Raw genomic sequence first — 17,067 nt, forward strand, 5'->3', positions numbered from 1 at the left:
TATTTTTGTCATCCGATTACCAAAAGTAACTGTAACATCGAGGTAACTTATAATAGAACATGCTAAAACAACTCGACCACGATCCTAAAAAATGCACGCAGCACATTATGGCGGTGCATGATGCTATGTATATCTTAAACGGAAGATGGAAAATTTCTATAATTGCATCACTGTGCTTTAGTACCTTAAGATTTACCGATTTATTGAGGGAAGTAGAAGGGATTTCGGGAAAAATGTTAAGCAGAGAACTAAAAAACCTTGAAGAAAATCAATTGGTTACCAGAACTGTTTTGAATACACAGCCCATAACGGTCGAATATCAGTTAACAGAATATGGGCATACTTTAAAAGAGGTGATTGATTCTTTGGCAAAATGGGGTCATAACCACAGAAAAAAGATTACGGGTAAAGAATAAATCAGCTTTTGAGTTCTGAAATTCTCTGAAAAAATCCTTGTGTAGCCAATCTTTGCTCTGTTTCTTCAATAGCTCTCAAAAGGTTGTTCTGATTATCAGTGATTTCGTTTAAAGCATTTCTCATCACCGTCCAAACTGGTTGCATTTTTACAACCAGTTCTTTTCCTTTGGCGGTAAGCACAATTAATCTCTTGCGTTCGTCTAATTTGTCTTTTTTAGAACTGATAAGTTTTTGTTTCTCTAATTCCTTCAATAAACTTATAGTTGACGGATGGCTATAGCCAATTTCGCTCGCAATTTCTACAACACTCAGCATTTCTTTGATGTGAAGCGTATAAATTACAGGAAACCATTTCGGTTCAAAATCAATATCAAAAGATTTGTAGATTAAAGCACCGTCTTTGCGCAATTGTTCACTCAGACGCTGCAACCGCGTTGATATGGCTAATATTCCAATCTCGTCAATTATATTCATTTTTTATTGCTTTAGATTTAAATGACAAAAAACATTATCGGGTTTCATTAACGGAAAATCAGTTGGAAGCGCTTCTTTTTCGATCGTTACAAAATTATTCTTTTCGTAAAAACGCAAAGCCGCCTGCAGTAAAGAAACCGTTCCTAAATATAAGTCTTTAATTCCTTTTTCTTTGCTGTATGCAATTAGCTGTTCTAATAATTGTTGAGCAATTTGGAATTCTTTACCTCTGTATTCTTTTTTAACGAACATTTTTCTGATTGCTGCAGCTTCAGAATTGAATTTTACCAAAGCAATTGTTCCAACCAACTTTTCGTCTATAAAAGCACCAAGAAAAATCCCACCTGGCTTATAGTAAAAGTTCTCAATATCCAATAAATCAGGCTGATCTTCTAATGTAACAGGAACATTAAATTCTTTTTGCTGAATGTGTAAAATCAAATCTACGATTTCATTTTCGTACTTATTTTGTATAGGCTGAATGTGCATTTGTCTTGTAAATTAAATATGTGTACAAAACTACGTAGTTAGCTACATATATGCAACAAAAAAACTGCTGAAACCAGCAGTTTTAAGTGTTTTTTATGATTTCAAACGATTTCTGTTAGAAAGTTTTATTCTTTAACTAATACAATAACAGCTTTGTAGCCCGTACCAACATTCCATTCGCTTGACGAAATAACCTGACCTTTGTCGTCATAAACTTTAAATTCGGCTGTATTTGGAGAAGCAAAACCTTCGTTTAAGGCTTCAATATCAATTTTGTTGATTCCTTTTACTAAGTTTATTTTCACACTTTTAAAATCACCAGTTAGGAAAACTTCAGGCTCAATTACTTGATCGTTTAAATATACTTTTACTTTATCGCCGTCTACAAAAGCAGCATCGCGATACATAATGGTCGAAGTAACAGCTGTTGTATTGAAATTACCCAAAAACTGATTTCTTCTATAAAAGATTCCCTCAACATTTGCTTCTGGCTTATAAAGATTAGTGTTTTTAAATAACTCGTCTGGATTAACCTGAAGCGGTGCAGGTTTCTCAATAGGCGCTGGCGGGTTTTCTTTTGGAGCTTCTTCTTTTGGCGGAATAACTTCTTTTACAGGAGATTTTTTTGCTGGAATCGATTTGAATTTATTATCAAGTTCCTGAGCAAAACTGTGCAATGAAAAGGAAGCAAAGGCAATTATCAAAAATATTTTTTTCATGTTTTTATACTATTAATCTTGTGTGGTATTGATTAAAAAAAAATTAGATGCATCATAATCTTTTATATATAAACATTTTATAAAACCAAATATTGTCTTGTTAGGAATTATTTGTTCAAAAATTAACTTCTTTATAAGCAAAATTTAAGTCTTTTGTGCTGAAGCTGAATTATCTCTATATTCTCGTGAAGTTTTGAAGATTCTTTCTTTTATAATGGAAGGGAAAATGTTCTCAACGATTGATTTTAATTACTTTTTTATGTTTTTTAATTGTAATGTGTTGAATGTTAATATTTTGTATATTTATTATTCAATAAAATAATTTCTGGTATGAATAGGTTAAGTTTTATCTTTTTCCTTTTTGCATTCGCTGGTTTTGCTCAGGGAAGTAAAATTGATTCGGTTATTACAAAACAAATTGAAGAGTATAATTCTTCATTTGCAAATGCTTTTGTAAAAGGAAGCAAAGATGATTTGGTAAAAGCATATACCGATCAAAGTATATTTATGCCAGAACATAGCAGACAGCGAGTGGGCACGAAAACAATTCTAGACTTCTATAAACAATGGCTAACTCAGGCAAAAATCACTTCTTATGAAAGAAAAATTCTGGAAATGCAAGATTTTGGAAATTACCTTTTAGAAATTGGAACTTTTGATGAAAATCTAACGATAAACGAACAGAATTCATTTTCTTATTCTGGAAAATATTCAGTTTTATGGAAAAAGCCTTCAAAAAGGGGGCAGCCTCTAACAATTGCTGCTGAAATCTGGGGTTCTTCAAGTTATTTTGATGATAAAAATATTCCTGATATTGATGACTCTTCGGTTCCGCAAACAGAAGAATATAGTGTATCAGACAAATTAGCGTCAGAAGTTAGAGAGCGAAATAATACGATTAAAAAGCTGGTTCAAGACAGGCAAGGAGCAGAACATGCCAAAATGTTTATGCCAGATGCGATGTATTTGACTTATTACACACCAATTCTTTCTGGCGAAAAAGAAATTACGGATTATTTTACCGAACATGAAAAACCAGGAACTTTAAGCATTGATAAAATTTCCATTCTAACTTCTGGAATTATTTATGCAAGAACTGCTATCATAGAATTTGGTTTTTACCATGTAGACTGGCGTGATGGCGCTAGTAACGGAAACGTAAGAGGTAAAAGCATCAATGTTTGGAAGAAAGATAATAATGGCGAATTACTGCTTTTTCGTCAAATGGTAAATCATGATTAAAAATTGAAAAATAGACCTGTAGCTTGTAGACACCATACTTGAGTTATATTTTTGCGACTGATTTTGGTCTATTTTTTCAATTCAGAAAAAATAGTAAAAGGGAATCAGGTGCAAATCCTGAACAGACCTGCTACTGTAAGTTCTATTTCAGTCTTTAAACATTACTAATGCCATTGTTCGTTATTTTGGATTGGAAGGCCGTTTAAAGATGGAATAAGTCAGGAGATGCCGACTTTCAACGATTTAATTATACCATTATAGGTTGGAGCACTTTGAGGCCAGAATACATGAATCAGTACGATGTTGGTTTTACGTATAATTTCCCCGTAAGTGAAAGCTTTTTTGATAAATTTCCTTTTCAGGAAGATGCTTACTATACCAGTACAAAAGATAAAATTATTGCCGCTCCGACAGGAAATTTGTTTCGCTGGATGATAAATATCGGACAGGTAAAAGGAAAAAGGAATCGAAACGGTTCTCAATAAGACAACGCATTTCAATAAGTTAAAACTAGATGTCAATTTAACGTACACTTATAGCAAAGAAACATAACCAATGATTTTGACCATTGGAATGCAAAGAAAAACCGAGCACAATACTTTTTTTAATGCTTCGGAGAAGCATAATATTTATAGCAAATAGAATAACCAAAGAAAACGCTCGTAGGATCGAAATATTGGTAGACGACATATTGGTAGACGTTTTTTTCAATAAAAAGATCATTATATTTACGATACAAAATTTGCGAATATTATGAAAGCATTGGTAATTGGAGCTACAGGCGCGACGGGAAAAGAATTGGTTAATCTGCTATTGGAAAGTACAGATTATTCAGAAGTCTCCATTTTTGTGCGACGTGCAACAGGAAAATCACATTCAAAATTAACAGAACACGTTGTTGATTTTTCAGATGTAAATTCGTTTCGGGAATTAATTACGGGCGATGTTCTTTTTTCTTGCATCGGAACAACTTTAAAAGATGCAGGCTCAAAAGAGAAGCAATGGAAAATCGATTATGATATTCCAGCTGAATTTGCTTCTGCCGCAAAACAAAACAATGTAAATTCGTTGGTTTTGGTTTCTTCTTACGGAGCTTCGGCAAAAAGCAACGTATATTATTCGATGATGAAAGGAAAACTAGAAGATTACCTTCAAGAACTTCATTTTCCTCAATGTATCATTTTCAGACCTGGACCTTTAATTCGAGAAAATACAGATCGTTTTGGGGAAAAGATTTCAGTAAAAGTTATTAAATTCTTCAATGCCATCGGACTCTTTAAAAACCTAAAACCAATCACAACCGCATTTTTAGCTAAAAAAATAGTAAAAGCACCAAAAGTACTTCCTGCAGGAAATACAACACTTGAATTGAATAGAATTCTTGAGTTATAAGTTATAAGTTATGAGTTATGAGTTATGAGTTATGAGTTATGAGTTATGAGTTAAGAGTTATGAGTTATAAGTTATAAGTTATAAGTTATAAGTTATAAGTTGTAGCTGCAAATAGGTCAACTCATAACTTATAACTCATAACTCATAATTTAAAAGCTATTTTTTATCTTCAGAAAGAATTAAAGTAGAAGGTATATTAGCCAGCCAAGGACTTTTATTCTCTACCAAATGTTTCCATCCATCAATAGAAATCAGCATAAGATCTTGTTGGTCAAGAAAATCTTTTTCAATAGATTGTTCTTTTCTTAGAGTCAGCTGGTTTGGAGCAGCCTGTTCCATTAACCTAATTTTTTCTTTCGTGTCCAGATCGGCCATAATTTTGCCTTCAACATCCAAAATTTCAATTCTCGCATTGATATTCTGAATAAATTTCTGAACATAGTTCTGTATAAAATTCCAATCCTTTAAACTAAAAAGCGGAATAAAAATCGTGTTGATGTCGGCTAAATCCTTGTCAATTAAAACTCCAACCGGAATATGAGATTTTGCAATAATTTGTCTTGTTCCGTCATCAAAAGGAGCAGATTCTAAAATGTTTTCCTTTCCAGTTACGGTATTTAATAGGTTTTCAGGATTGATAATTCGAGTTGTAAATCCAAGTACTCTTCCTAATAAACTTCCTTGATAGATAGATTGCCCTATTCCAACCAATAATAAATCATGTTTGCTTTTGTTGGCCACATTTACAATTTCGTTATCAATATCAGAAGATGCCTTAAACATAGTAGTAATATTTCGGTTTAAAGCAACAGATTCTTCTACAATATCTTTAAACTTTTCGTTTTCATAAACGTCAGTGTTGTAGTGATGTAATTCTTCTGTCGGAAGAAAGTGCATGGCGGTAATTTCGGCACTTTCAGAACGTTTATTGGTTAATCCGTCCGCAACTTTAAGTAAAGCCCTTCCAGATTCTGGTCTGTCAAAAGACAATAAAATTCGGTACTTGTTTTTTAATGCAATATCTTCTTCTGTTTCTGGTTTGCTAGATCTAAAAAGCCAATTGATTAAATCTAATGTTGGTCCCGTCATAAACGTGGTAGCCAGCGCCATAATTACAAACATAGAGAACAATTCTGGACTCAATACGCCAAGATCGTAACCAATATTTAAAGCCACTAATTCTGTTAAACCTCTTGTATTCATCAAAGCTCCAATCGATAAACTGTCTTTCCAGTTTTGTCCCACAAATTTTGCTGCAAGCGCACTGCTGACAAATTTGCCTATAACAGCTACTGCAAAAATTAATCCCGCAATTTTCCATAAATAAGGCTCGTTCAACAAACCAATTTGCGTTCTTAAACCAGTGAAAACAAAGAATAACGGCAATAAAAGTACAAGTGCAACGTCTTCGACTTTTTCGATAAATAGATTTCTGAATCTAATATTTTCAGGCATGATTGCTCCAGCAATAAAAGCTCCAAATAAAGCATGAATTCCGATAACTTCTGTTAAGTAAGAAGAAACCACAAGCGTTAAAAAGAAAATGGCAACAATGGGTTTGCTTAATTTTTCGCTTGTCGCATACAAATCTCCAATTCTTTTAAGGAATGGACGAACCACTTTTATCATTAAGAAAACATATCCTAAAGCCAAAACAACCGTGTATAAAGCACTACCAAAAGAACCCGCTTTTACAATTGCAATTACAACCGCAAGAATACACCAAGCCGTAATATCATCGGCAGCGGCGCAGGTAATTACGATAGTTCCTAGTTTTGTTTTATGAATGCCGCGTTCCTGCACAATTCTGGCAAGCACCGGAAAAGCTGTGATACTCATCGCGATTCCGGCAAACAAACCAAAAGATGTAAATTGTACATCTGCGGGGGCAAACTCATCATATATAAAATACGCCAGTCCCATTCCTAAAACAAACGGAATGATAATACTTGCGTGACTTATCACTACAGCATCATGGGCTTTGTTTCTCAAAATCTTCATATCGATCTCCATTCCCACGATATACATGAAAAGAATTAAACCAATCTGACTTAAGAACTGAAGATTTCCAAGTGATTCCGCAGGAAATAAAGCTGCAGAAAACTCAGGTAGATACATTCCGATTAAAGAAGGCCCCATTACAATTCCCGCAATCATTTCTCCAATTACGGCAGGCTGTTTTATTTTAATGCAAATCCATCCAAAAATACGGGCAACAAAGATAATCGTAACAATCTGTGCCAATAAAAGCGCTAAAGGATGGTGCAGGTTTTTTATAAGAGAATCGAGAAATTCGCTCCATTGGCTTTTGTCTGAAGTGGGGATTTTAAGATTTCGGCCTGTTTCCAGTTTTACGCCTAACAAAATAATCCAATACATTAGAACAGAGAATCCTCCAATAACTCCAACGTAAAAAATACTGTTTCTTAAATTTTTCATTTATTTTAATTTTTTGCTCTTCGCAACGACTTGATTTTCTTTAAAAAAAAGATAGAAAAAAGGAGTTTTTTGAAGAGATTAGTGGATAAAATCAGGGCAATTTTATAACAAAATCAGCATTCGCCCAATAGGGGATATTCAATTTTGTAATGACCAAGAAAAAATTTGTAATGAAATAAAAAAAGGAAGATTTGACCGATGAAAATTATTGTGCTGAAAGTCGTTTTGATAGAAAAGTCGAGATAATGCAAGGGGCTTAGACTAAATTGCCTTACCTTTATACCTTTACCACTTGAATAAAATGAATAAAGATTATCCAATTCCAGATAACGAACTTCAACGTTTAGCTGCTCTAAAACGTTATAATATACTCGACTCGCTTCCAGATGATGCTTTTGACGATGCGACAAAGCTTGTTGCTTATATCTGCGGTGTGCCAATTGCCCATATTTCTTTTATTGATGAAAATAGACAATGGTTCAAATCTGAAATTGGAATAGGAGTTTCTGAAGTTCCGCGCGAAATCACTTTTTGCAATTACACTCTTTTAGATACAAAAATTCTAGAAATCAACGATACGCATGTCAACGAAACATTCAAAGACGATCCCAATGTAACAGGCGGATTTAATGTTCGTTTTTATGCAGGTGTACCGCTTACAACGCCCGATGGCTATAATATCGGGACTTTGTGCGCAGTTGATCATGTCGTAAAAGAACTGAATGAAAATCAGCGTAATGCACTTTCTATCGTAGCAAAACACGTTATCGCACAGCTCGAATTAGGCACAAAAAACCATCAATTATATACACAGCGAAAAATTGCCGAACGCGCTGTTCTGGCAAGAGACAGTTTTTTGGCCAATATGAGCCACGAAATTAGAACACCTTTAAACGCAATTATTGGTTTTACAGATTTGCTTGCACAGACAGAACTCGATGATACACAGCGCGATTATATTGAAAGTGTGCAGATTGCTGGCGAAAATTTACTTTTGATTGTAAATGATATTTTGGATCTTTCTAAAATTGAATCGGGAAATTTACCAATTGAAGCCGAACCATTTAATTTAAAGAAAACGCTCAAACACGTCTATAATTTACTGAAAGTAAAAGTGCAGAAAGAGGTGGAGTTTAATCTTTTCTTGGATGCCGAAATGCCAGATTTGGTTATTGGAGATCAAGGAAGACTTAATCAGATATTGGTAAATCTTATCGGAAACGCTCTTAAATTTACAAATGAAGGAGAAGTAACCGTTTCGGTAAAGAAAATAGAGGAAACAGAAGACAGTTATTCGCTTAAATTTTCTGTAAAAGACACCGGAATCGGAATCCCGAAAGATAAACTTGCAACTATTTTTGAACGCTTTACACAAGGCGAAGAAAGTACAACGCGAACATTTGGCGGTACCGGACTTGGATTGAATATTGTAAAACAACTGGTTGAATTGCAGAAAGGAGAAGTTCACGTAAAAAGTACTTTAAACCGCGGTTCTGAGTTTTTCTTTACCCTTTCGTACAAAAAGTCAAATTTTGAAGAAACCGCAGTAAAAACGGTTTCTAAAAATGATTTAGGAAATCTTAAAATATTGCTTTGCGAAGACAATGTTTTAAACCAAAAGCTTGCAAAAAGCGTAATTAATAATTTTGGTTTTGATTTGGATATTGCGCAAAATGGCGAAGAAGGCATCGAGCTTTTGTCTCAAAACGAATATGATTTGGTTTTAATGGATTTGCAGATGCCTGTTAAAGATGGTTATCAAACCACAGAATATATTAGAAACGAGATGAACTCCAGTATTCCAATTATTGCCATGACGGCACATTCTCTGGTAGGCGAGCAGGAGCGATGCTATAAAGTAGGAATGAATGCTTATGTGCCAAAACCGTTTAAACAGTCTGTTCTTTTAAAAGCGATAAAAACAGTAATGACGCCAGACAACAATACGCACCATAAGAGAATTATTGATATGTCTTTTTTGGATGAAATGTCTGGAGGCGATCCTGAATTTAGAAAAGATATGATAGATCTTTTTATAGAAAAAATTCCAAGTCAGGTGTTACAGTTAGAAGAGGCATTTAAGAATACCGATTATGAAAATGTGAAAAAACTGGCGCATAATATGAAATCAAGCATGGATATATTTATGCTGCAAGATTTAAGCAATTGTCTGTCCATTATCGAAGTAGAAGCGTCATCTGGCGAATTTACTTCGGAAACATTAGATAAAGTGAATATTTTTCACTGCGGAATTGAAGAAGTCGTTAAAATTTTGAAAGAGCTATGATATAATAGAAATATGAAGTAGCTTTATAAATAAGAAGTTATAATTTTGAATATCCCCCAGATAAAAAAATAAAAAATGAGAATTATTGTAGCAGAAGATAATGATATCCTACGCAAATCGTTATCTTTTTTCTTAGAGTCGAAAGGATTTAGTGTTGACCAGTTTTCTGATGGTAAAGAGGCGTTGGACGCAATCGAAAAAGAAAACTATGACTTAATATTGACTGATATAAACATGCCGGGTGTTAGCGGAATGGAAATTACGCAGCACGTCAGAGAGAACCTTAAATCTGATATTCCAGTTATTATACTGACTTCTTCGGGCGTTGAGCAGACCGAGCTTGATTCTTTTGATATTGGGGCAAACGAATTTATTGCCAAGCCAGTAAGTCCGGCTGTACTTTTAGTGAGAATTAATAAACTACTAAAAACCCGAATCTGATGAAGTTTATATATTATTCTATTTTCCTGCTTTTTATTTCTTCTGTTGCAATAGGACAAGAAATCAATATAGACGAGGCTTTGGCCAATGTGAAGCGCGAAGTCGAAAAAGAAAATTACGATAAGGCATTATCGATTATAGAACCTCTGCGCGCCAAATATCCTGAAAATGAAGATATACAAATCTACACAGGACGCATTTACAGCTGGAAAAAAGAATATAAAACTGCTATAAAAATTTTGTCTCCAATGGCAGACCGAAATAATCCAAATCCCGAAGCTTTACAGGCCCTTCTAAATGTCTATTTTTGGACAGAAGATTATGAAAAATGCATTTCGTATTGCGATAAATATCTGGCCATTGATCCAAAATCGGTTGATGTATTGAAGATTAAAGCAACTTGTCTAGAGAAATTAAACCGCGATCAAGAAGCTTTAGATTTAATAGAAAAGGCATCTTATATTGATAATAGTACGCAGGCTTTTAGAGGAATCCGTACGCTTATTGGGCGCAAAGCAAAAAATGCCGTTTCGTTTTCTTATCTTAATATTTCGACCTCAGATCCTGGGCAATCTCCATTTCATTATGGATATGCAGAGTATTCGCATAAATTCAGCAAATCGGCAATTGTAGGAAGGGCAAATATTGGAAATATCAGCAATGAAACCCAAATGTTATTTGAAACCGATTTCTACCAAACCTTTTCAAACAAAAGCTATTTGTATGCAAATGCCGGTGTATCAACGGGAGAAACTATATTTCCTGTAGCCAAAGCTGGTTTAGAATATTATTTTAAGCCACAGAAACATTTTGATTTTTCGCTTGGAGGAAGATTCATGCATTTTGATACCGACGATATTACACTACTTACAGGGCAAGTTGCCTATAACGCCGGAATTTATAGTTTTGCGTACAGACCTTATTATGATACTTCGAACGAATTGTTTTCTCATGTTTTAAGCGTGCAGCGCGTAAACGAAGAAAAAGAACATCTTATCAGGCTGGAGTTGCAATACGGAAACGTTCCTTATTTGTATCTGTACAATAATTTTACGCAACCTTTAAAAGCGTATAGAATTGGAATTCAGTATCAGCATCGTTTTGGTGATTCGTTCTTTGTACGCCCGATTTTCCTTTATGAAGATGAGGAATATGCACCTGGAGAATATAGAAACAAGTTTAATGTGCAGTTAATTGTAACAAAACGTTTTTAATATGACTGAAATCTGGGAACTATATAAGCAAGGTCAGTGGGAAGTGCCTTTTCTTACTTTCTCTATTTATCTGTTCATAGTGGCTTCACTCATTCTGTATCTTATTATTGTTGCCAGCAGAAACGGTAAAATAAAACGAGAACGCCTTAGCAAAGAATACAGTACAATAATAGACAAAATAATGTCGGCTGTTATTTTTGAAGATGTTCCGTTTGCTGAAGTAAAAAAAGATAAAAATTTCCTAGTTCTGTTTGACACTTCTTTTTTTAGGGAAGTTTTGACAGAATCTCTTATCAATCTGCATAAAAACTATGAAGGTGTTTATGCTCAAAAATTAGAACATTTTTATAAAGATTCTGGACTGATAAAAGATTCATTCAAAAAATTGAAAAGCCTGAAATGGGAGGTAAAATGTAAAGGAATCACCGAACTGGCAGAGTTTAATATCAATGAAGCTTTTGATCAGGTTATTGTTTATTCTAAAGCCAGAAAGAAAACATTAAAAATTGTAGCACTAAATGCAGCTATTAAACTTGAAGGCACTGAAAGCATAAAATATCTTGTAGAACATTCAGATCCTATAGACGATTGGATGCAGTTAAATATCATTGGTGCTTTTAAAAAACACGATATTGGTGATAGAGAAGGAATTGAACATTTGTTAGAATCGCAAAATACGACTGTAATTGCACTTGGTTTAAAACTGATAAAAGAACTTAAACTAACACAAAAGCTTCCTTATGTTGTTCATTTGGCAGACAATACATCAAATACTATAATTAAATACAAAGCACAGAGTCTTTTACAGACCTTAACACCATAATATTATAAGAAAATGACTTTTTTTAATACTGAAATAACGTGGTTTTTGGATGTATATATACTCCTTATATTAGGTTACGCCATACTAATCATGTCTTCTTATTTAATGTTGGCTTATCTTTCTACAAAAGAGCTTAGAAAATATCTTAAAAGAAACAGTTTTGTAGATTATGATGTTTTGTTAACCAGCGAGTTTGCACCAAAACTTTCGCTTATTGCCCCTGCTTATAACGAAGGTTTGACTATTGAAGAAAATGTAAAATCGCTGCTTTCGCTGAATTACAATAATTATCAGGTTATTGTGGTAAATGACGGAAGTAAAGACAATTCGATGGAAATCTTAACCAAAACCTACGATTTGGTTTTGACTGATTTGGATTTTCATCCGCAGATTGAAACCAAAAAAATCAGAGGAATATATACTTCCAAAAATGCCGCTTTCAAAAAACTGATTGTAGTTGACAAGGAAAATGGAGGAAAAGCCGATGCCTTAAATGTCGGACTTAATATTGCTCAAAATCCTTACGTAGTTTGTATTGACGTTGATTGTATCTTAGATAAAGATTCACTTTTAAAACTCGCAAAACCATTTTTAGAATCGTACGGAAAACGAATTATTGCAACAGGAGGAGTGGTGCGAATTGCCAATCAATGTGTGATAAAAAACGGACGCTTGGTCGAAGTAAATGTTCCAGATGTAATGCTGTCGAGAATTCAGGTTTTAGAATATCTAAGAGCTTTTCTTTTAGGACGAATGGCCTGGGGCAAACTGGATGGATTACTGCTTATCAGTGGTGCTTTTGGAGCTTTTGACAAAGAAATAGCCATTCTTTCTGGCGGGTACAGTACCAAAACGGTTGGAGAAGACATGGAACTCATTGTAAGAATGCGCCGTTATATGTTGGACAATAAACTGCCTTATTCCGTGAGTTATATTCCAGATCCGCTTTGCTGGACCGAAGCGCCAGAGGATTTCAAAATATTCAAAAAACAGCGTTCTCGCTGGATGAGAGGAACCATAGAAACATTAAGCATTCACCGCGGAATGTTCTTAAATCCAAAATACAAATTATTAGGAATGCTCAGTGTGCCGTATTGGACTCTGTTTGAGTTTTTAGCGCCTGCAATTGAGTTTATCGGTTTGGTCATAACCGCGGTATTTATAGTGTTCGGTTTGCTAAACTGGCATTTTTTCTTTTTACTGCTGCTTTTTGTGTATACCTTTGCAGTGTTCTTTTCGGTGATTGCCTTATATAGCGAAGAGAAAACCTATCATAAATACCCAAAACAAGCCGATTTTTTCAAATTATTGATGGCCGCTTTTATTGAGCCGTTTTACTTTCATCCGCTTACAGTTTATGCGGCGTTAATTGGTTATAAAGAAAAAATGATGGGTACTAAAGGTTGGGGAGAAATGACCAGAAAAGGATTTACGAAGAAATAGAAGATGACAAAGAAAATTTTAATAGTTGATGATCATTTGGTAGTGCGAAATGGAGTGGCCATGATTTTGGAGCGACAATTTGATGATGTTGCCATTTCGAATGCCGAAAATTTCTTTGAAGCGATTACACTTTTAAAAAATCTCCCTTTTGACTTAGTGATTTTAGATATCAATATTCCAGGAGGAAAAAATACTGATATGATAACCGATATCAGAGCCATTCAGCCTGAGGTGAAAATATTGATTTTCTCAGCGCACGAAGAAGAACAATATGCTTTAAAATATCTTTCTTCTGGTGCCAACGGTTATGTAGACAAACTGTGCAGCGAAGAAAAAATTATGTTTGCCATTACTTCAATTTTCGAATCGGGAACGTATATTTCATCTGAACTGGTTAATAAATTGGTAGACATTCAGACGAGTAAAAAGACTTTAAATCCGTTGGAAGGTTTGTCTAAAAGAGAACTTCAAATTACAGATTTGCTGGTTCAAGGAAATGGTAATTTAGAAATCTCCAACAAACTCAATATTCACATGTCGACCGTGAGTACTTACAAAGCGAGGGTTTTTGAAAAATTAAAAGTCAATAATCTGGTAGAACTCATTAATTTATATAATACGTTTCAGAGTTAGTTGTATTCTACCATAATCTCTATCGTAGTGCCTTTATCAAGGTCGCTAATAATATTGATGTTTCCTTCAATAAGAATAAGAAGTTCAATAATCATATGAAGTCCCAGATGGTAATTTTTTGAAATCGGGTTTTTATAAAAATTATGGTAATAATCAATAAGCTCTTTGCTCATTCCTTTACCATTATCTATAATTTTTAAAGTCAGAATATTTTCATGAGTCGTGCATAAAAGCTCAATTCTTCCGTTTTTGGTATTTTTTATGGCATTATCAATCAGATTATGAATGATAATAGAAAGCGCTTTCTTGTTGGTTCTAACACAAAAACCTTTTTCTACATTATTGACAATCGATACGTTTTCTGCTTCAGCAATCTTTTCAAAAATCTGGATTCGTTCTTCGATCAATTCATGCAAAGAATAACTTTCGTCTTCCAGTTTTTTCCCTTCAATAAAAATAGAAGAATATTTTATTAGATTTTCTACATATTCATAAAGCTGAGATGTCGAAGTCTGTAAAGTTGTTAATTGCTGTTTGAGGCGTTGGTCGTCTTGAATACTGCTGTTTTCAGAAAGATGTTTTATAGAAGAAGACAAGAATTTCAACGGACTTTTTATATCATGGCTCACACTTTTAACCAGCATTTCGTGCTGTTTAATTTCTTGTTTTAAATTGTTTTCTGTTTTTTCAAGCTTTTTAACGGTAGAGGCTAATTTTTTCGTTTTTTTCGCAATTACTTCTTCCAGCTGTCTTCTTTTCATTCTTTGATAATACAATCTGATATGCCAGATCGAAATTACAAAACCAACGGCCAGAATACCGCAGAGAATGGCAAACCAGATCGTCTGGTAAAATTTGGCAGGAACAACAAGAATTACAGTTTTGTAGGCATAATTGGCGTTAAAACCAGATAAACTTCTAAAGGTAAGTTTGTAATTTCCAGGAGGAAGCGTGGTAAAAGATATCGATTTGTCGGCTTTTAATCGTTCCCAGCGATCACTGCCAATTTTGTCCATTTTTGCCTCTATAGACAAATTTTTAGGATTGCCATAATAAGGATAAGAAACCAAAAAACTAACCCTCTGAAAGTTGTTTTTTAAGACAATGGTGTCTTTTGGATCAATTGTTTTCTGGTCTAGAACAATCCTGTCAATAAAAAGTTCCTTGCCAGGCAGTAAAGGAGCTACTTTGTAAGGATTGAAAAACACGATACCATTCATAGACGGAAAAACGATATCATTATTTTTTAGAAAATTCCCGCATGGCTGGCATCCGCCGTTAAATTCATTAATCAAGAAACCCTCCGATTTAGTGTATTGATGGTAGTAAATAACCGTGTTTTTATTTTTAATATATTGAAGCAGCGCTTTTCTAGAAACTTGAAAAAGCCCTTTGTTGGTAGATATCCAGAAAAAATTATTTTTATCTTCAATGATGCAGTGTGTCGTGTTAAGATAATGCTCTTCGTCTGTTGGAAAAGAATGCAGCATTTGGTTTTCATACAGAAAAAAGCCTTTTTCGTATGTGGTGAGCCAAATTTTTTGTTGACTGTCTATAAAGACACTTCTAATATTTATTTTTTGGGTATTTTTTGCAAAATCTAACTTTTTGGTTTTTAGATTATAAAGAAACAAACCGTTATCTCCAGCCAAGTACAGAATATTGTTTTGCTGGACAATATAATTAATGTTGTTTTTCAAAACTGCTTCAAGCTTCACAACTCCATTTTTTATGGAATATAATTTGGGTTTGTGAAACTCGTCCAGACTCAAGGCAACCCAGATAGTATTGCTGTTATCTTTAAATATTGTTTTCGGATTTTGATCAAAAGGGTAGGTGAGATATTCTTTGTATGCTGATTTTTTCAGATAACAAAGTGCTTTCTTGTCTCGGCTGATCCATATATTTTTTTCGTTATCGAGAGCAATGTTTATTCTTTCATCTAGATAAACACTCTTAGGAAAAGGAATACTATTAAGAACTCCTTTGTTGCTAATAATCAGCCCTTCAGAAGTGATGACGGTACTGTCGCTTAAAGCTTGTACAGCATAGTAAACTTCGGCTTTTCCGTTGTTTTTGGTTATTGTTTTAAACGCAGGAAAAGAAATAATACACAATCCGTTTGTGCCGCTTCCTAAGTACAGTTTTTGGTTTTTCTGATCGAAATAAATAGCGATGATATTGCTAGTTTCAAAATCTTTGTAATCTACAATCAGCTTAGCTTTTAATTGATCATTTTGATTCTCTAGCCGATATATTTTATTTTTTATACAAAGAAAAACCTGTCCAGTTGTGATATTCCAGAATAGCTTATGATTGCCTTTTGATGCTATATTCAGCTTTCCCGAAGATTCACCTTTACTAGAAAAACACTTGTAACCGCCATTATCTGTCAGGTAAAAAAGAGAATTGTCGATTGCAAAAAAATTAAAAACATTATCGTTTTTGAAAACAGTTTTAGAAATGCTATTCATTTTAGAATCGCATAATTCAATAGTTTGGTTATCTATAAAAAATATATTTCCAGTAGCTAATTTAATATAATAAGGTTCATGCTTATTGATCGTATAGTTGGAAGGAAGGCCGTCATGAAAAAAGAAACGTCTGCCGTCTCGCACTAAACTAGAATTGAGCGCGTTTTTTTTGAGTATCTGTACTTTGGCATTTCGGATAAAGACAAGCTCTTTTTTGCTTTCGTTAAAACTGGTAAGACTGTCTTTTTCTATACTTCCGAAAATATCGGTAAAGCGGGTATGTTCTAAAGAGGTATTGGAAGAATTGAAAGTAAGAAAATTATTCCCGTCATAGCGAACAATGCCATTTTCAGTTGTCATCCATATAAAATTGTGTTTGCCCTGAACAATTGCCTTTATGCTATTCTGTTGCAGCTCGTTATTATCCGCAGTATACCATCTGGCTGTGTAGTTCTCTTGACAGACCATTTGGGTTGTAATGAGCAAAAGCAGAAAACAACAGTAACGCAAAATATGAACCGCTATTTTTGGCATCTGACTAAATTATAGAACAAACTTAGCAAACATAAATCACAATTTG

At 34.0% G+C, this 17,067-nt stretch carries 15 protein-coding genes and 1 riboswitch; of the genes, 10 read left to right on the forward strand and 5 right to left on the reverse strand.

What is annotated here, in order from left to right; translation table 11 throughout:
* Positions 1-59: 59 nt before the first annotated feature.
* Complete coding sequence (locus ACFO3N_RS19040; protein ID WP_379800413.1) at positions 60-416, forward strand: winged helix-turn-helix transcriptional regulator; 357 nt, start codon at positions 60-62, stop codon at positions 414-416.
* A gap of 1 nt (position 417) precedes the next feature.
* Here ACFO3N_RS19040 and ACFO3N_RS19045 read toward each other — a convergent pair whose 3' ends face one another.
* The 3 genes from ACFO3N_RS19045 to ACFO3N_RS19055 all read right to left on the reverse strand — a co-directional run bounded on the left by ACFO3N_RS19045 (position 418) and on the right by ACFO3N_RS19055 (position 2,099).
* Positions 418-891, reverse strand: a complete 474-nt coding sequence (locus ACFO3N_RS19045; RefSeq protein ID WP_379800415.1) for a MarR family winged helix-turn-helix transcriptional regulator — start codon at positions 889-891, stop codon at positions 418-420.
* A 3-nt stretch (positions 892-894) separates the two neighbouring features.
* Complete coding sequence (locus tag ACFO3N_RS19050) at positions 895-1,380, reverse strand: GNAT family N-acetyltransferase (protein ID WP_379800418.1); 486 nt, start codon at positions 1,378-1,380, stop codon at positions 895-897.
* A 125-nt stretch (positions 1,381-1,505) separates the two neighbouring features.
* Positions 1,506-2,099, reverse strand: a complete 594-nt coding sequence (locus tag ACFO3N_RS19055; protein ID WP_379800420.1) for a hypothetical protein — start codon at positions 2,097-2,099, stop codon at positions 1,506-1,508.
* 330 nt (positions 2,100-2,429) lie between these two features.
* Between ACFO3N_RS19055 and ACFO3N_RS19060 the strand changes: the two genes are divergently transcribed.
* From ACFO3N_RS19060 to ACFO3N_RS19070, 3 genes are all read left to right on the forward strand, one after another.
* Positions 2,430-3,341 carry a YybH family protein gene (locus ACFO3N_RS19060; protein ID WP_379800422.1) on the forward strand — a complete coding sequence of 304 codons (912 nt, stop codon included), beginning with the start codon at positions 2,430-2,432 and terminating at the stop codon, positions 3,339-3,341.
* 47 nt (positions 3,342-3,388) lie between these two features.
* Positions 3,389-3,588, forward strand: a riboswitch (cobalamin riboswitch).
* Positions 3,589-3,628: 40 nt separating this feature from the next.
* A complete protein-coding gene (locus tag ACFO3N_RS19065) occupies positions 3,629-3,826 on the forward strand; it encodes a hypothetical protein (protein ID WP_379800424.1) in 198 nt (65 codons plus the stop codon).
* A gap of 268 nt (positions 3,827-4,094) precedes the next feature.
* Entirely contained in the window at positions 4,095-4,733 is a 639-nt protein-coding gene (locus ACFO3N_RS19070; protein WP_379800426.1) for an NAD(P)H-binding protein, read from the forward strand.
* A gap of 156 nt (positions 4,734-4,889) precedes the next feature.
* Here ACFO3N_RS19070 and ACFO3N_RS19075 read toward each other — a convergent pair whose 3' ends face one another.
* A complete protein-coding gene (locus ACFO3N_RS19075; protein WP_379800428.1) occupies positions 4,890-7,172 on the reverse strand; it encodes a cation:proton antiporter domain-containing protein in 2,283 nt (760 codons plus the stop codon).
* Between the two features lie 301 nt (positions 7,173-7,473).
* On the opposite strand from ACFO3N_RS19075, the gene ACFO3N_RS19080 reads away from it, so the two are divergent.
* The 6 genes from ACFO3N_RS19080 to ACFO3N_RS19105 all read left to right on the forward strand — a co-directional run bounded on the left by ACFO3N_RS19080 (position 7,474) and on the right by ACFO3N_RS19105 (position 14,013).
* Positions 7,474-9,459 carry a GAF domain-containing hybrid sensor histidine kinase/response regulator gene (locus ACFO3N_RS19080; protein WP_379800430.1) on the forward strand — a complete coding sequence of 662 codons (1,986 nt, stop codon included), beginning with the start codon at positions 7,474-7,476 and terminating at the stop codon, positions 9,457-9,459.
* 75 nt (positions 9,460-9,534) lie between these two features.
* Complete coding sequence (locus ACFO3N_RS19085; RefSeq protein ID WP_202001909.1) at positions 9,535-9,900, forward strand: response regulator transcription factor; 366 nt, start codon at positions 9,535-9,537, stop codon at positions 9,898-9,900.
* A complete protein-coding gene (locus ACFO3N_RS19090; RefSeq protein WP_379800433.1) occupies positions 9,900-11,114 on the forward strand; it encodes a tetratricopeptide repeat protein in 1,215 nt (404 codons plus the stop codon). Before ACFO3N_RS19085 ends, ACFO3N_RS19090 begins: the two co-directional genes overlap by 1 nt.
* Before the next feature lies 1 nt (position 11,115).
* On the forward strand, positions 11,116-11,937 hold the full coding sequence (locus ACFO3N_RS19095; protein ID WP_379800435.1) for a hypothetical protein: 822 nt from the start codon (positions 11,116-11,118) through the stop codon (positions 11,935-11,937).
* A gap of 12 nt (positions 11,938-11,949) precedes the next feature.
* On the forward strand, positions 11,950-13,380 hold the full coding sequence (locus ACFO3N_RS19100; RefSeq protein ID WP_379800437.1) for a glycosyltransferase family 2 protein: 1,431 nt from the start codon (positions 11,950-11,952) through the stop codon (positions 13,378-13,380).
* A 3-nt stretch (positions 13,381-13,383) separates the two neighbouring features.
* Positions 13,384-14,013 carry a response regulator gene (locus ACFO3N_RS19105; RefSeq protein ID WP_379800439.1) on the forward strand — a complete coding sequence of 210 codons (630 nt, stop codon included), beginning with the start codon at positions 13,384-13,386 and terminating at the stop codon, positions 14,011-14,013.
* On the opposite strand, the gene ACFO3N_RS19110 is transcribed toward ACFO3N_RS19105, so the two are convergent.
* A complete protein-coding gene (locus tag ACFO3N_RS19110) occupies positions 14,010-17,021 on the reverse strand; it encodes a sensor histidine kinase (RefSeq protein ID WP_379800441.1) in 3,012 nt (1,003 codons plus the stop codon). The genes ACFO3N_RS19105 and ACFO3N_RS19110 overlap by 4 nt on opposite strands.
* Positions 17,022-17,067 lie beyond the last annotated feature (46 nt).

Source organism: Flavobacterium chungangensis (assembly GCF_042654045.1).
GTDB lineage: Bacteria > Bacteroidota > Bacteroidia > Flavobacteriales > Flavobacteriaceae > Flavobacterium > Flavobacterium chungangensis.

Coding starts and splice junctions, on each gene's coding strand:
- ACFO3N_RS19045 (WP_379800415.1), bottom strand. CDS start 891: ATGAATATAATTGACGAGATTGGAATATTAGCCATATCAACGCGGTTG.
- ACFO3N_RS19100 (WP_379800437.1), top strand. CDS start 11,950: ATGACTTTTTTTAATACTGAAATAACGTGGTTTTTGGATGTATATATA.
- ACFO3N_RS19050 (WP_379800418.1), bottom strand. CDS start 1,380: ATGCACATTCAGCCTATACAAAATAAGTACGAAAATGAAATCGTAGAT.
- ACFO3N_RS19070 (WP_379800426.1), top strand. CDS start 4,095: ATGAAAGCATTGGTAATTGGAGCTACAGGCGCGACGGGAAAAGAATTG.
- ACFO3N_RS19055 (WP_379800420.1), bottom strand. CDS start 2,099: ATGAAAAAAATATTTTTGATAATTGCCTTTGCTTCCTTTTCATTGCAC.
- ACFO3N_RS19110 (WP_379800441.1), bottom strand. CDS start 17,021: ATGCCAAAAATAGCGGTTCATATTTTGCGTTACTGTTGTTTTCTGCTT.
- ACFO3N_RS19065 (WP_379800424.1), top strand. CDS start 3,629: ATGAATCAGTACGATGTTGGTTTTACGTATAATTTCCCCGTAAGTGAA.
- ACFO3N_RS19075 (WP_379800428.1), bottom strand. CDS start 7,172: ATGAAAAATTTAAGAAACAGTATTTTTTACGTTGGAGTTATTGGAGGA.
- ACFO3N_RS19080 (WP_379800430.1), top strand. CDS start 7,474: ATGAATAAAGATTATCCAATTCCAGATAACGAACTTCAACGTTTAGCT.
- ACFO3N_RS19060 (WP_379800422.1), top strand. CDS start 2,430: ATGAATAGGTTAAGTTTTATCTTTTTCCTTTTTGCATTCGCTGGTTTT.
- ACFO3N_RS19040 (WP_379800413.1), top strand. CDS start 60: ATGCTAAAACAACTCGACCACGATCCTAAAAAATGCACGCAGCACATT.
- ACFO3N_RS19105 (WP_379800439.1), top strand. CDS start 13,384: ATGACAAAGAAAATTTTAATAGTTGATGATCATTTGGTAGTGCGAAAT.
- ACFO3N_RS19090 (WP_379800433.1), top strand. CDS start 9,900: ATGAAGTTTATATATTATTCTATTTTCCTGCTTTTTATTTCTTCTGTT.
- ACFO3N_RS19085 (WP_202001909.1), top strand. CDS start 9,535: ATGAGAATTATTGTAGCAGAAGATAATGATATCCTACGCAAATCGTTA.
- ACFO3N_RS19095 (WP_379800435.1), top strand. CDS start 11,116: ATGACTGAAATCTGGGAACTATATAAGCAAGGTCAGTGGGAAGTGCCT.